A 15,807-nucleotide genomic window follows, 5' to 3' on the forward strand; every position below is an offset into this window, starting at 1 on the left:
CACTTCGTTTTTTTAAATCGTGTCTTGTTTTACAGGTACATTATAGAATGTCAGGAAGATTGTACTACTTGGACCAATATATTTGCATATAAACATAGAGGTTTCAATACTAAAATAGAATTATGCATTTCTATACGTGTGCGAATCAGGTTGTGGTTTACTATGTCCCAAATTTATAAACTTTATAAAATAAAGAGGCGGTTCGAATATGAAAAGTTGCAGATGGTTTTTAAATGGTTTCATACTATTTACATTTATGATTTTAACATCTTTAATTTTTACTCAACAAGAGGCTTATGCATTTTCCGATGCCACAAGGCTTGCAGGTGATAACAGATACAGCACAGCTGCAAGCATATCAAATTCAGGGTGGGAACAGTCGGACATAGTCGTCGTTGCAACGGGAGAGGATTTTCCTGATGCCCTTAGTTCAGCTCCCCTTGCAGCATATTATAATGCTCCTATATTTCTTACACAAAAGTCAAGGCTTGCTCCTGAAACAGAACAGGAACTTAAAAGGCTTAAGGTGAAAAAGGTATATATAATAGGCGGTACCGGAGCAGTATCGGGTGCTGTGGAGTCGGACATATCAAAGCTCACTTATCCGGGACAGCAAAATGCCATAGAAGTTGAGAGAATTTATGGCCCGGACAGGGCGGCAACATCGGTGGAAGTAGCAAAAAAACTGAATAATTTCGATTCGGTTGTGGTGGCGACGGGCGACGATTATCCCGATGCTTTGTCAATTGCGCCTATCGCTGCAAAAAAGCAAATTCCCATACTTTTAGTATCAAGGGATAATATTTCCTCTGCGGTAACGGATTTTATCAATGATAAATCCATATCCAAATCTTATGTAGTCGGAGGTACGGGTGTTATAAGCGATGCTGTTGCCGGCCAGTTTTCCTCCAGTGAAAGAGTATGGGGAAAAGACCGTTATGAAACCAATGTCAATATAATAAACCGTTTCAAAGAGGACATTGACTTTAACAGCATGCTAATAGCAACAGGGGAAGATTTCCCTGACGCCCTTGCAGGTTCGCCCTTTGCGTCAAGGCATTCTTCATCCATCCTGCTGACTTCAAAAACCCCGGATGATGTCACCGTAGGCTTTGTATCCAGTCTGCAGGAGACTACGCCGGAAAATAGCTGTTACGTCATAGGCGGTGAAGGGGTAATCCCTCAGGACACCCTGCAGGTACTGCAAAGCAGGGAGCCCATTGTAAGCGGCAAAGTGACATTGGGGTCAACTCTGGATGAAGTGCTGGATATAATGGGCCAGCCTATAGGAGAGGGACGGGGCCAATTATATGAGCTAACCTACTATGATGCCAGGATTTATTTTACCATGAATACCAATCCTTATAAGGTAATAGGCTGGGATAATTATAGGAGTCCCAAAATTGCCATGGGTGTTAAAGATATTAACGCTTCTCCCTTTACTATCGGCTCTTCATATGTGGATGTAGTTAAAGTAATGGGCACACCTACCAGACTGATGACTGAAAACGGAGACATGGCCAGCCTTAGAGAATGGTGGTATGGAGAATCAACTGTGCGTTTTAAGGATGGGAAAGTTACAGGTTATAATAATCTTGGCAATTTGAAGGTATTTGTAAGCGAGGCAGATCCTTCCGCTCCCGGCATTGATTTTGAGTCTTTGGAAGGTGATGTATTAAAGGTCATGGGGACTCCGGATGAAGGTCCGATAACCACTACAGGCAATGATTTTGACCATGCCTTCAGGTATGGTAAGTCTACTGTTTATTTTGATGCAGACGGGAATATAATCAAGTGGGAAAATAAAGGAGACCTTAAAATGGACACTTCGGTAATAGATCCTTCAGCGCCGCTTCTTTCTGTCGGGTCTTCGAAGGAAGATGTATTGAAAAAACTGGGGTATCCCAACGAATTTGAAGGCTTAACATGGAGATACGATATATCGCTTATAAATTTCAATGCAGAATGGAAGATAGTGCGTATGAGCAATAACACAAGTGTATTGAAATTTGTGCCCTGGGATAAGGACCCCAAAGCTCCTCCTATAATTATCGGCTCAGACAGGGAAGATGTGGCTAAAGCCATGGGACAGCCCCATGTGATAAGTGAAAAGATTGACTATGCCGGCCTTCCGGGAGAGATATGGGAATATAACTATTCGAAAATATCATTTGACCATGATGGCAGAGTATACAATCTGGATGACTACTTTAGCACGGATATGAAGGCAGACCTAAATCATCCTGACCCGTCATATGCAGCAATCACTATTGGCTCATCTGAAGAAGAGGTAAGAGCAGCCATGGGCGAGCCCGACTATATTAATACTCCGGAAAGCGGGTATTACAGGCCCGGCTGGACCTGGAGGTATGGGTTTTCCGAGATTTATTTCGATGAACAGAAAAAGGTATACGGATGGCAAAACCGCGGACAGCTTAGAGTTTCACTTGGGGCAGTTGAAGAGGCTGCACCTCCTTTTACCATAGGTTCAACACTGGAAGATATAGGGAAGGTCATGGGGACACCTGAATCTATTATCAGGGAATTATCAAATACCAGTTATTATCAGGTAAGCTATGGGAATTCCACAATCGGGCTGGATGAAAATATGAGGGTATACTCCTGGGATAACAACGGCAGGAATTTAAAAATAACATTGGGAAACGGAAGCAGTATCCCGTTTACTATAGGGTCGTCATATGAAGATGTGGCAAATGCCCTGGGTGCTCCCGATAAAATGACAAGCGACTATGCACGTCTAAAAAAATATGCTACATGGGAATACGGCAATTCAGTCGTGTATTTTAATGAGCAAAAAAAAGTGGAATTTTATAAAAACGCAGGGGAGCTCAGGGTACATCTAGGCAATGCCGAGCCTTCGGCCGGGGCCATAGATATAGGTTCAACCAGGGATGATGTGATAAAAGCCATGGGGACTCCCGGCACAATATCAGGAGGCAGTTATTACGGACTTAATGACAGGCTGGGCATCTACTATGACATTGATAAATGGGAAGAAATTTATTATGATACCGTCTGGTATTACGGGACTTCATGGGTAGGTATGGATAAAAATGGGATTGTAAAGGGATGGTATGACGGCGGGAATTTAAAGTTAAACCTCGCAGACCCCGCTCCTTCCGAGCCTCCATTTTCTGTGGGTTCAACCAAAGATGAGGTTTTGAAAGCTATGGGCACACCCTATGGAGTGGATGATTTCGGGACCGGTACGGTTTTCTGGGTATACACTGAACCCGGACAGTTTGTATACAGCTGGGATGTAGTTTATTTTAATGCCGACGGCAAAGTTGAAAGCTATAAAAATCCACACGGACATCTTAATGTCCGGTAATTGGCCTGAGGAGGATTACACTTGAAGAATAAAAGAATTTTATCATTGATAATCACTGCCGCAATTTTATTTTCATTGCTGCCCGGCGGCGCTTACTATGCTGTGGCAGCTGATACTACAGGTGCCGGCCATGTCATGCAGGTGTACCAAAAGGTTGAAATGAGCGGGGGTTACGCACTGGCCTTAAAGACTGACGGCACAGTCTGGTTTTGGGGATATGAAATCCGTCCGGACCAGGGGGGATGGGCCAGGAGCAGGCCCGGAAAAATAGAAGGATTGAATGAAATAGTCTCAATTTCCGCCGGGGACTCTCATGCCGCAGCATTAAAAGAAGATGGGACGGTATGGTCCTGGGGGAATAATGGCAGCGGGCAGCTGGGAGACGGGACGAGAGGAGACAAAGCTACACCTGTGATGGCTGTGGGGCTGGATGATGTAATAAGTATCAGTTCCGGAGGGATGCATACCCTGGCGCTAAAAAAGGATGGTACTGTATGGGCATGGGGAGACAACAGCAAGGGCCAGCTGGGAGACGGGACACAGGTGAATGGAAGGACTCCTGTGAAGGTCGCAGGCCTTGCGGACGTTGCCGCCATATATTCGGGATATGCTCACAGCATGGCAGTAAAGAAGGATGGAACGGTATGGGCCTTTGGGGACAACAGCAAAGGACAGCTGGGAGATGGTACAACTGAAGATAGATTGCTGCCTGTTAAGATAAATATTTCGGGGGATGTCCTTGCATTAAGCCTGGGAAGGGAACATTCCGCGGCATTAAAAAAAGACAGAACGGTATGGGCATGGGGAGACAACAGCAAGGGTCAGCTGGGAGACGGCACAAACATACAAAAAAGCTCTCCTGTCATGGTAAAGGGGTTAAGCAATATAAAAATGCTAAGCAGCGGATGGTACCATTCAATGGCATTAAAAGAAGACGGCAGTGTGTGGACATGGGGTGCCAATAATTCCGGCCAGCTTGGGACAGGGTCCATGGAGGACAAAAATATACCTGTGAAGGTCCAGGGATTATGGGATATCAGGGCTGTTGACGCGGGTTATGATACCTCCCTTGTCATAAAAACGGATTCCACAGTATGGTCCTGGGGCAATAACGAAAGCGGCCAGCTTGCCGACGGGACTATTTACAACAGTAAGTATAGTCCCATACAGGCTAATGTGGACGTAGATTTCCCGAAGATAGTTTCAAGCAGCCCCAATAACGAGGATAAAGATATAGCGGTTTTCAAGTCTATAACGGTAAAATTCAGCGAAAATGTAGAGCCGGGTATAAGCTATAATAATATAACGGTAAAGGATTATTCCGGAAGTGTCGTTGAGATGAATAAGGAACTTTCCAAAGACATATTGACTATCACACCCAGGGAGAGCTTGAAAAACGATGCAGCCTACACCGTCTCTATACCTGAAGGCGCTGTTATAGATAAAGAAGAGAACAGATTATTGGAAGAATATAAGTTCGGCTTTACCACCGGAAATGCTCTTTCAACAGCAGCCAATATAGATGAAGTGTCTCCCGGGAATAACGAGAGGCATGTGGTGTTAGACAGCAAATTTACATTAAAGTTCAACAAGAGCATTATTGCCGGGGAGAATTTTGAAGGCATCGGTATCAAGGATGAAAAGAATAATAATATAGAAATATCAAAGGGCATTTCAGATAATACCATTATTCTGACTCCCAAGAGTCCTCTTGTTTTAAATACAAGGTACACAGTTACAATACCTTCCGGCGCCGTAAAATATAATGAAGGGGGAGCTCTTACGGGGGATTATGTATCAAGCTTTACTACCCTTGAGCCTTCCGACATTGTAGCGGTATCCGCCGGGAAGGAGCATTCGCTGGCATTAAGGGCAGACGGGAAATTGTATGTATGGGGCAGCAATGAATATGGTCAGTTGGGGAATGGAATGATTTTTTCAAGCATACCTCATAGTTTTAATACACCTTTTCCTGTACCTGATTTGACGGATGTGGCTGCGGTTTCTGCCGGAGAAAATCATTCCCTCGCACTTAAGAAAGACGGTACCGTCTACAGCTGGGGTTTTAACATGTATGGAACCGGTGAAATAGATCCGACCTATGTGGATTTATACGGGTCTCCGTACAAGGTACCGGGACTTCAAAATATAATTGCTGTCTCTGCAGGCAAAGATTACTCCATGGCTTTGCAAAATGACGGAACGGTTTGGACATGGTATTCCAATATGTATGATGACAATGGGGGCAGTTTGCCCGAAAAAGTTCCGGGCTTGACTGATGTAACTGCCATAGCGGCAGGAAATGACCGCTTTTTGGCTTTAAAAGAGGATGGTACGGTATGGGCCTGGGGAAATAACCTCAATGAGGCGCTTGGCGTAAAGGGCAATGGTGAAATCCCTTCCAAAGTTATAGGGCTTGCGGACGTTGCTTCAATAGATACGGGAGAAGAGTATAATGTGGCATTGAAGAAGGACGGGACAATGTATGTATGGGGGAAAGACGCGGCATATATTGCAAGCGGAGCCAGGGGAATAAAAGACGCAGCTGCAGTTTCAGCAGGTTACAGCCATATTACCGTATTGAAGAAGGATGGGACCGGGTGGTTTTGGGGAGAGAGCATAATGGGCAATGCTCAATATGCCATCAGTGAGGCAAGAAAGATAGATTTTCCTGACGGCGCAAGGGCTTTCTCATCAGGGCGGTACTTTGACATTGCCATTGGGAAAGACAGTTCGGTATGGGCTTTTGGAGTCAATCGGTCGGGACAGTTAGGCGACGGTACCAATAATAATACTGAATACCTGGTAAAGGCTCTGCCCAGCAATATACCCTTTAAGATAAACTATATACAGCCATACAATAACAGCACTTATGCTCAAGCTTTTGAGCCGGTTATTATTGCATTCAATAAAAATATCATTGAGGGAGACAACTACGGCAGTATTGCGATTAAGGATGGTACCGGTTCTGTACCGGTGAAAAAGGAAATCGACAAAAATATACTCACCATAACTCCTTTGGAAGATCTTGAGTATAGTAAAGGCTATACTGTGGAACTCCCGCAGGATGCAGTAAAGGATGATGGCGGCAGTATATTGAAGGATGATCTTAAATTTTCTTTTACAACTGTAAGGCCTAAAAATGCTGAAAATCCTCCTCTTCTTGTAAGGGGCACCTACCCGGAGGATGGTATGGAGATTACCGGGGCAGATGATGCTATAACCGTTAATTTCAATATGGAGATAGCAGGCGGCACAAACTACAGTTCCATTAATGTGAGGGATTCCGGAGGAAACACGGTGCCTTCTTCAGTTAGTTTTAAGAACAGCAGGCTGACAATAAAGCCTGATACTATCTTGAATGCTGGAGAGACATACACAGTTACACTGCCTGCAGGAAGTGTCAAGGATAGCTACAAGGGTATGGTTCTTGAAGAAGACAATTCATTTGAATTTTCGGTGAAGGCTGTGCCGGAAGGAAAAATCAGCCGGTATGCAGGTAATAACAGGTATGAGACATCCATAAAGATATCTCAGGCCGGCTGGACATCTTCACAGAATGTTGTATTGGCCACAGGAGAGGATTTCCCTGATGCCCTGTCCGCAGCGCCGCTGGCTGAAAAATTGGATGCCCCTATACTTCTCACGGATAAAACTGCATTACGAAGCAGCCTTGGAGAGGAACTTGAAAGGCTGGGCGCAAGGAATATATTTATAATAGGCGGAGAAGGCGCAGTATCAAAAAGTGTTAAAGATGAATTGGAGAGAAAAGGTATGTCGGTTATCCGTCTTTCAGGAAACGACAGGTATGATACATCCCTAAAAGTTGCAGACTATATGAACACAAATTTTGGCATAAGCAGAGAGATTGTTGTTGCAACAGGCAATGACTTCCCTGATGCCCTTTCAATAGCCCCTGTTGCGGCAAAAAAGGGTATGCCTATAATATTGACACCAAGATCAGAACTTCCAGAAAATATAAAGGAGTATATAGATATCAATGGTATAACTAAAGCATTTGTAGTAGGCGGAACAGGTGTCATCAGTGATGCGGTAGCAAATAAACTTCCTGATGGAGAGAGAATAAATGGAAACGACAGGTATGAGACCAATATAGCGGTGCTGGAAAGATTTAAAGATGATCTGGATTTTGGCTCCATATATGTGTCAACAGGAAACGATTTTCCTGATGCCCTTGCAGGCTCAGTACTTGCCACTAAGACTTTGTCGCCTATAGTGCTTACAGGCAAACAGCTTGAGCAGAAGACAAAGGATTTCATAGAGGATAATATGCCTCAGTTAAAGGAGGTAAAGGCACTGGGTGGTGAAGGAGTTGTCCCATCTTCCGCGCTGCTGCCAATTGCACCTGTATCGGATAATATAGGGGGAGAAACAGGGGATATGGCTGTATACGGCACTGAGGCGGTGTTCTCAGGCGGCTTTATATATTATAATGATAATGTAGAAAATGGCTTCCTTTATAAAATTAAGGATGATTTAACAGGCCGAGTTAAGCTGAGTAATGATTCTCCCCGTTATATAAATGTAATGGAAGGCTGGATATACTATGTAAATCAGTCCGACGATGATAAACTATACAAAATTAAAGCAGACGGCAATCAGAGAACAAAGCTTACGGACTACAGCGTATGGAATATACGCGTATCAGGGGACTGGATTTACTATGTGCGCGACGATTCCCCAAACATGCAGTCTCCAAGGCTTTACAGGATAAAGACTGACGGCGCCGGGAATACAAAGGTAAGCGATGATTGGATAATGGGATTTGCCATTTCCGAGGGCTTCATATACTATTCGGGAAGCAGTGACTATGACAGGACATATAGAATGAAGCTTGACGGTACCGGTAAGCAATCAGTAATCAATAATAGTGTATACTCCCTGGATGTTGTGGGCGAGTGGATATTTTACTCCAGAGAAACAGATACCGGCGATACTGCTATATATAAGTCTAAATCAGATGGTACAGGAGATGAGATATTGATTGCCCCAAGGGCATATAAAGCCGCAGTACTGGGAGACTTTGTATACTATTGCAACGGCCTGGATGGATATAAACTTTACAGAATCAGGACTGATGGCTCAGAAAATATCAGGCTTGATGATGACAACAGGTCATATGGATTTAACCTGGCCGGTGATTGGCTCTACTATATGAACAGTTCAAAGGGCAGCATATTCTACAACACAAAGACTGGTGAAGAGGTAATCAACAGGCCGATAGATTAGTTATTAATTATAAATGAGCCATAAAGTTTTAGTCGAGCTTTATGGCTCATTTATTACAGTATGAGATGTCCCTGAGGAGATCGACCAGGCTAAGTTGCATTGGTTTTCACTGCAGCCGATGCGATTTTATTTTTTAAAGGGTAGTAATAACGAGTATATGATATGTTTGATGTACAATAGTATTATTATACAGCTTGAAGTCTTATAGTTTATGCAAAAATTTGTATGAAGTCTATTTCCTATTCTTGTTAAGTATGACAGCGTTATCGGAGGACAGCACCCTTGGTAAAATTACGCCGGAACGGTTCCAGAAGCTCCTCGACAATTACGAAAGGAGCAGAAGGAGCTGACGGTCAAACACGACGGCATGGCATTTAGATCAAAGATTTGGTAAAATGCTCTTGATAATCTGCATTTGATCCGGAGCAAGAAAAGAAAAACTTTAAGAAAGCATTACAGAATAGAAACCAAGCAGTGCAGAAGTTAAAAATACTTTAGGAGGGGAGGAATAAGAATTAATATGACTGAAGAAAAGGCAAAGAAAATTTTTGAACAATATAACTGCAAATCAGACGTTGTCCGTTGCCCTAACGGGAAGGCAATGATCCGCAAGCTGCTTGATTCTTATGCAAGGGCGGCGGTGAACCTATATGGCATTATCAGCCGTCATGATTTTGTTGATATTTTCAATAAACAAAATGCCGAAGAGACGAATGAAGAGGAGATTTATGTTCTCCTCCTGCCGCTTGTGTTAAAAGACGGCAGGTATGGTTTTTATAAGGAATACATCGTGCATTATTGGTTTTTCGATGACTTTGACCAAGCCGATTATTTATTGAAACACCAAGGGGACAAACCCCGCTATATACCCGAAAAAAACGAATTCCTTAAATATACAATTGAGGATTACGTTGATAACGACCACTTATGGAATGTACGCAGTTTCATGTGGGACGTTTTCGGCTACAGCAAGGATACCTCTGAAGGCTATGAGGAAGTAAGAGATTATATAATATATGGCGATGGGATAAAAGAATTGGGACCCATTCTGGACAGGCATGATCTTGTGTTCCGTGACGAAAAACAGTTACAGGAGTTTATAAACCGAATTATGCTTGCAAAAAATAACACGCGCATCTGGGAAAACAACGGATATACGCCATCGGAGCTTCGTGAGATTTTTAGCAAGGGCAATCAAAATATCATTAAGTTTCCAACATTGCAAAGACCTAAAATAGGACGTAACGACCCCTGCCCGTGCGGAAGCGGCAAGAAATACAAGAAGTGCTGCGCTATATTTGACGATGAAAAAACATCACAGTTAAGTTCTGAAGAGTGCAGACTTTTTTATGAGACATGGTATGGCTTAATGGGCTTTGTCAATGATCGGAAGAATGTAATCAAAGCAAAAATTAAGCCGGAATACCCCAACGCTGTCAGTGATATGATGGTGTACAAAGTCAGAGAAGTACTGTGGGAAAATCCGGAACTTATAGACGAATATATCAATGTATCAGAACTTCCGCAAGAGAAAACCGATATTTTGAAGCTGTGGAAAACAAAGCATAAAAAAGGGATGTTTTTTATCTTGGAGTATCAGCCGGAATACGCTGTTGCAATCGCTCCTGACGCACAGGGCGAGAAATGAGGCACTGTGAAACTGAACTGCCACCTGTCAGGTAAAAAAAGAAAAGCTTTTTTCCGGACTCTGCGAAAGTAGGGTCCGGTTTTCTTATGTATCGCTTTGAACGAACTGCCGGTATGTAAATGGAGGCATGGCACTTAACTTGGCGGTGAAAGCCGTGCTATGGGGTACATATCAACCATTAGGGAAGCGCAAGCTAAAGTTCAAAAGATATGCGTATCCTTATGCAGCAGATTAGGCGAGTAAAAGAGGAAAGTTTGTCTTACCCTGGGAGGTCTTTATTCCTTTGAACTATTGACAACCGGCGGAAGCGGTGCTATACTTCTGTAAATAAAGCATATATGAATGATATGAAATGGAGGAACGGGGTATGCCTGAAGAAAAACAATGCCGCTCGTGTGCGGATTGCGGGTTAATCGGCTGTACAATGGGCGACAAACGATATCCCGAATTCTGCCTGACCGCGGGGCTGGACGAAAGAGAGCTTGCCGAAACAGTAGCTCTCTATATCAACAACCGCGTTAACAAGAAAATTGCGCTGGCGGCGGCAGAGGTGGAAGGTGGTTTTTACGGCCGCTTGACGCGCGTTGAGGAGATAATGGAATTTGCCCGGCGCATCGGCGCAAAAAAGATTGGTATCGCAACGTGTGTGGGGCTCATGGCGGAAAGCCGGACCTTTGCTAAGATGTTACGGGCACATGGTTTTGAGGTGTATGGCGCGGCGTGTAAGGTTGGCGCGGTCAAGAAACCTGAGATTGGCATCGGTGAGGCGTACATCATGCGCGAAGGTGAGAGCATGTGTAATCCTATTATGCAGGCGAAGCTTTTGAACAAGGCCAAGACCGACCTGAATGTTGTAGTGGGGCTTTGTGTGGGGCACGACAGTTTGTTCTACAAATATTCCAAGGCAGCGACGACGACGCTTATTACCAAGGACCGTCTGACCTGCCACAACCCTGCCGCTCCGTTGTACTTGACGGATAGCTATTATAAAAAGCTCCTGCAGGGCGACTGGCCGCAGGAGACATCGAAAAAGCTCCCGGACAGGGAGCCATAAAAAGAAATAAAAAAGAATATGATAATTAAAGCTTACTGCATCTAAATTAAATTTCATTGAGCAAAGAAGGTCCAGGGTATTGATATTTAGTATATATAACTTCTATACAGTATAAACTAAGTAAATTATATTACCAGACCTTTCTTTTTAGCATCTGCGTCCATGCCTGAACCCATAGCTAAACCGATACACATTCCGATTGGCATACCTAAGCTTAAATTATCAAAAAGTGTCTGCCCAAACACCAAGCCGAAACACAATCCAAGAGCAATACCTATGCTTAAATAATGCCCTTCGGTAACCAGTTTATGTGCTTTTGTCAAGTGGGTAACAATATCATTTACCCTGCGTTGGTACTCTTTTTGGTCCTGCTTTTCTAAGAAATCGGATTTGGTGCTTAAATATTCAACGAAAATTGCCAGCTCTTCCATATGTTTTTCGCAGGTTTCACAGGTATTTGAAAATGAGTTCATCCTGACAGCAGCACGTTTCAAAAATTCGAGATTAAATTTTTTAACTTCCTTGTCTCCCAGTTGTTTTTTAAGTACCGTAAAATCATGAAGAAATTTATCGTATATATTTTGATTCATATTAAAACCTCTTATTAACTGTATACTTATTTTTAATAATATCATACCCGAAATGCTAAAAATATCTCAAAGGAAATTTTTGTATTTATATATAATTCCTCTTTTTGATACCCAATAAAGAAACTCAAATCTCAAAATACTCCTTAGCATAAAACGCCATAAGAAAATAAAAAACAATAAAAAAATTGCATGCGTAAAAAGAATACCTTTGCTTATATGAAAATATGAGTAAAGGTATTTTACTGAATAAATATAGCAAAATAGCAAAATTTGGAGGGAACGTTAATGCAGAATAAAATATTTATCAAAGCTCTTAACCAGTAACACACGGAGGAAGATGATACAATAGTGCTGTTTATAGACCATGTTCTATTGCAAAAAGAAGCTGAAAATATAAATAGTTCATCTAATCAAATTTTGCATATTGTATATAGTCAACCGGTAACAATTGTTCAGCAATTTATGTTGACAACTGGGATTGAGAAATTTACAATTAACTCAACCGGTTAAAATTTAAAATTGCAGGTAGATTACAAATTCACGGCAGCTAATACAAAGAAAAGCTTAGTGAATTACCACCGCCTAAAGAGGTGGATGGTTCCACGACTTCGTAACCTCAGTCTCCCCAAGCGTGACTTCGGACAGTCCCTGTCCCAGATGCCGATGATGTCGGTTTCCTTTAGTGCTTTGGATATCTTACGCATGGAAGGAATGACCTACAGCTTGGTTATCGCATTTTCAGCCAATCGATTTCTCTATTCAAACTAATATATCCAGCAATCAATGAACTATAATAGTTGTATCATATCGATAATTAAGGTGTTTTATTCCTCCAGGAGCATCAATTCATCCCCCGGCCTATGCTCTCATTTAATGAGCAAGGAAGACTAAGAGACCGGAGACTTTTTGTGTATCAGGTTAAAATTTTAAATTATAAGGAGGTTGCCATGTCAATTAAAGAACTTCAACAGGAAAGGAATCAGTTATTCTCAGATATTTTCAATAATATCATACCTAAAAGAATGCCTGTTTCCTTTTCTATTTCTCCGCGTATTATAGCAGAATATGCAAAATTAGACATCTTGGAAGTTCAATTCAACTACGGATTGCTTGATTCCGTAGCAGACGAAGTTTCACAGCTGATTTATTCCGACACCTGCCCGATTATGCCCGTTAGTCTTGCTTCAAGAATTGCAGGGGGATATCAGGCCATTGATTCACAGTCCTTCCAGATGGGCAGCAACGGATTCATGCAGCATCCGGAAGTAGTCGGTATGGAAGAAAGTGAATATCCGGAGTTAATAGCGGATCCCTATGCGTGCATATTGGAAAAGGTACTGCCGAGACAGCACAAAGCGCTGAGTTTAGAGGATCCTATAAAAAGGTCCCTGAGTATAAGCGCTGTACAGGCGGAGAATAACAGGCAGTTAGGGAATACGGTTCCCATCATGAATAGACTTATTGAGAAATACGGTTACTATAAAGGAGCTCCTCCCGGCTCCGGAGGATTTACTGCCGCACCCTATGACTTTCTTTCCGATCAGCTTAGAAGTTTTTCCGGAATAAGCATGGATATCAGAAGGCGCAGAAGTGAAATCATCGAGGCTTGCGAAGCATTGTTACCTCTTATGTACCAATTAGGCCTCCCAGCTAAACCTTCTCCCGAAGGCGCTGTAGGCATGCCTTTGCATATGCCGACCTTTATGCGGGAAAAGGATTTTGTCGAGGTTTGGTGGCCAACCTATCTGAAATTAGTACAGCAGTACGCAGCACGGGGAATCAGAACTTCGCCTTTCCTTGAAGATAACTGGATGAGATACCTTGATATTATACGGGAACTGCCTGCAGGAACCGTAATGATGTTTGAATACGGAGATCCGAAGCTGATAAAAGAAAAACTTGGTGACAAGTTCATCATAAAAGGTTTATTCCCCCTTGACCTTTTAAAAAGGGGAACAAAACAACAGGTACTCGATAAGGCAAAAGAGATTTGTGACATCATGCTGCCAGGCGGAGGCTACATATTCAGCTTTGACAAAGGCCCATTGATGTTAAGCGATATTAATCTTGAGAACTATCGGGCCCTTACCGAATTCCTAAGAGATTATGCTGTTTATGACAATGCCGGCGAAAGCTACGGTAAAAAACTTAACAGTGAAAATTATGAAATAGATCCGAACTTCGGAAAATTCGAATCTAAATACCTTACTAACTGGAACGAATATAAAGCAAAATATCCTATGACTCCTGACAGTATGAAGGATCACCTTTATAAATATGACATGGATAGCTTGCGATTCTATCTGAATTTACTTGTCTAACTTATAATAAGAGCCGCCGGACTGATTTTCTTTTCACACGATACCTGCATATTTAACCAATGCCGAGTAACTGTCAAAGGCATTATGATGCCTGTTTCAGCAAGTATACCGGAAGAAGAATATCCTAATCTTAAGCACTAACTGAAACCTGCGCAGCATTTTGTTTGCCGGCTGCACGTTTTCTGACTCATCGGCCGGGGCAGAGCAGGAGGCGGCAACCTTTGAGATAAGCGCCTGCCCCTTCGTATGAATTTAAGCAAAAAAAGACTCATTAAAGAGGCACTGTGAAACCGCAGTGCCTTTTTAATGAGTCTAAAAATAAAAGCGTAAATTTTATAAAATAGTCTGAATTGATGCAATGTTTTTCAAATACATTGAGCTGTATTACAATACCAAGACGTTATCATTTGCATTTTTGCACCACATCCAGGATCTGTCCTACCCCATTGATTTATTTGGTGGTTTAAATTCATATTCAGATAAAAGGATAGCTGTGAAAATAATAGCGCCGCCGAGGATATTCGGAACCCGGAAAAAAATGAATTGGATTATGACATGATTGTTGCCCAATTAGATGATTTTTTTAATGAACTCAAAAAAATATTTTATAAATGAAAGTTATGGAGAGGGTTGATATGGGATTTACAATTTTTTATTTCTCTGCAACAGGTAATTCGCTGGAAATTGCCCGCAAAATTGCAAAAGAATTGGGAGATTGCGTAATCAAGCCAATGGTTACACAGGCGCCGGGTGAACCTGTCGGCGGGCCCGGGGAATCTGTCGGTTTCGTATTTCCTGTTTACTATAATGGGCTGCCCAGATTGGTAAAACGATTTATCGAAGACCTTCCTATTTATCCAGGAAGCTATTGCTTTGCAATCGCCAATTCCGGAGGAACCAGGGCAAATCCTTTGGGCATGCTGGAAGACGTTCTGTCCCAAAAACAGGTTCGTTTATCTTTTGCGGAAGAGGTTAAGATGCCGGGAAACTACATTGTAAGTCATCAGGTTCCTTCATCTGAAAAAGTTAAGGAAATATTAAAATCTGCCGCCGGCAAGGTGGAAAAAGCCGCCGGAGCGATTGCCGCCGGCGAAGGGAAACCGGTGATAAGGAAAGCTGAACTGTGGAGTAAAATTATAAATCACAGTTATCTGTATAAAAACATCAATAAATGGGATGAGGAGTTTTTAACGACCGACAAATGCATCGGATGCGGTCTTTGCGCGGAAGTATGCAGCGTATGCAATATAAAAATGGAAGAACGGCGTCCGGTTTGGCAGCATAATTGTGAACGATGCCTTGCCTGCATTCATTGGTGTCCTTGTGAAGCAATAGAATATGGCAAAAAAACAGTCGGGCGCAGGAGGTATCACAACCCCAATATCAAGATGGAGGATATTAAAAGATGATAGTCAGAGTATTGCCGGCAACTATATTATTATGAAATACGCTGACCATGCTTACGCCGCATTCGCCATTTAACCCGTCCCGGTGGGATGGACGCCCGGTAATGAATTGTTGGTTTCAATTCTTAATTAAACAATAAAAAGGTCGTAAAATTAGAAAAACCTCTTGATATTTTCGCGTATACG

At 42.5% G+C, this 15,807-nt stretch carries 7 protein-coding genes; 6 read left to right on the plus strand and 1 reads right to left on the minus strand.

The window, feature by feature from the left end; translation table 11 throughout:
• Nucleotides 1-208 precede the first annotated feature (208 nt).
• From OXPF_RS09670 to OXPF_RS09685, 4 genes are all read left to right on the plus strand, one after another.
• A complete protein-coding gene (locus OXPF_RS09670) occupies nt 209-3,352 on the plus strand; it encodes a cell wall-binding repeat-containing protein (RefSeq protein ID WP_054875008.1) in 3,144 nt (1,047 codons plus the stop codon).
• Nucleotides 3,353-3,373: 21 nt separating this feature from the next.
• A complete protein-coding gene (locus OXPF_RS09675) occupies nt 3,374-8,602 on the plus strand; it encodes an RCC1 domain-containing protein (RefSeq protein WP_054875009.1) in 5,229 nt (1,742 codons plus the stop codon).
• Between the two features lie 520 nt (nt 8,603-9,122).
• A complete protein-coding gene (locus OXPF_RS22870) occupies nt 9,123-10,250 on the plus strand; it encodes an SEC-C metal-binding domain-containing protein (RefSeq protein WP_054875010.1) in 1,128 nt (375 codons plus the stop codon).
• Between the two features lie 367 nt (nt 10,251-10,617).
• Nucleotides 10,618-11,304 (plus strand): DUF1847 domain-containing protein, encoded by a 687-nt coding sequence (locus tag OXPF_RS09685; protein WP_054875011.1) that lies wholly within the window; start codon nt 10,618-10,620, stop codon nt 11,302-11,304.
• A 125-nt stretch (nt 11,305-11,429) separates the two neighbouring features.
• On the opposite strand, the gene OXPF_RS23075 is transcribed toward OXPF_RS09685, so the two are convergent.
• Nucleotides 11,430-11,894 (minus strand): glycine zipper domain-containing protein, encoded by a 465-nt coding sequence (locus OXPF_RS23075; RefSeq protein ID WP_054875012.1) that lies wholly within the window; start codon nt 11,892-11,894, stop codon nt 11,430-11,432.
• Between the two features lie 947 nt (nt 11,895-12,841).
• Here OXPF_RS23075 and OXPF_RS09695 point away from each other — a divergent pair.
• The gene (locus tag OXPF_RS09695) at nt 12,842-14,215 is read left to right on the plus strand and encodes a uroporphyrinogen decarboxylase/cobalamine-independent methonine synthase family protein (RefSeq protein WP_054875013.1); all 1,374 of its coding nucleotides are present in this window, start codon (nt 12,842-12,844) and stop codon (nt 14,213-14,215) included.
• Nucleotides 14,216-14,850: 635 nt separating this feature from the next.
• Nucleotides 14,851-15,624: an EFR1 family ferrodoxin gene (locus tag OXPF_RS09700; protein WP_054875014.1), complete on the plus strand. Its 774-nt coding sequence runs from the start codon at nt 14,851-14,853 to the stop codon at nt 15,622-15,624.
• Nucleotides 15,625-15,807 lie beyond the last annotated feature (183 nt).

The organism is Oxobacter pfennigii (genome assembly GCF_001317355.1).
Classification (GTDB): Bacteria; Bacillota; Clostridia; order Clostridiales; family Oxobacteraceae; genus Oxobacter; species Oxobacter pfennigii.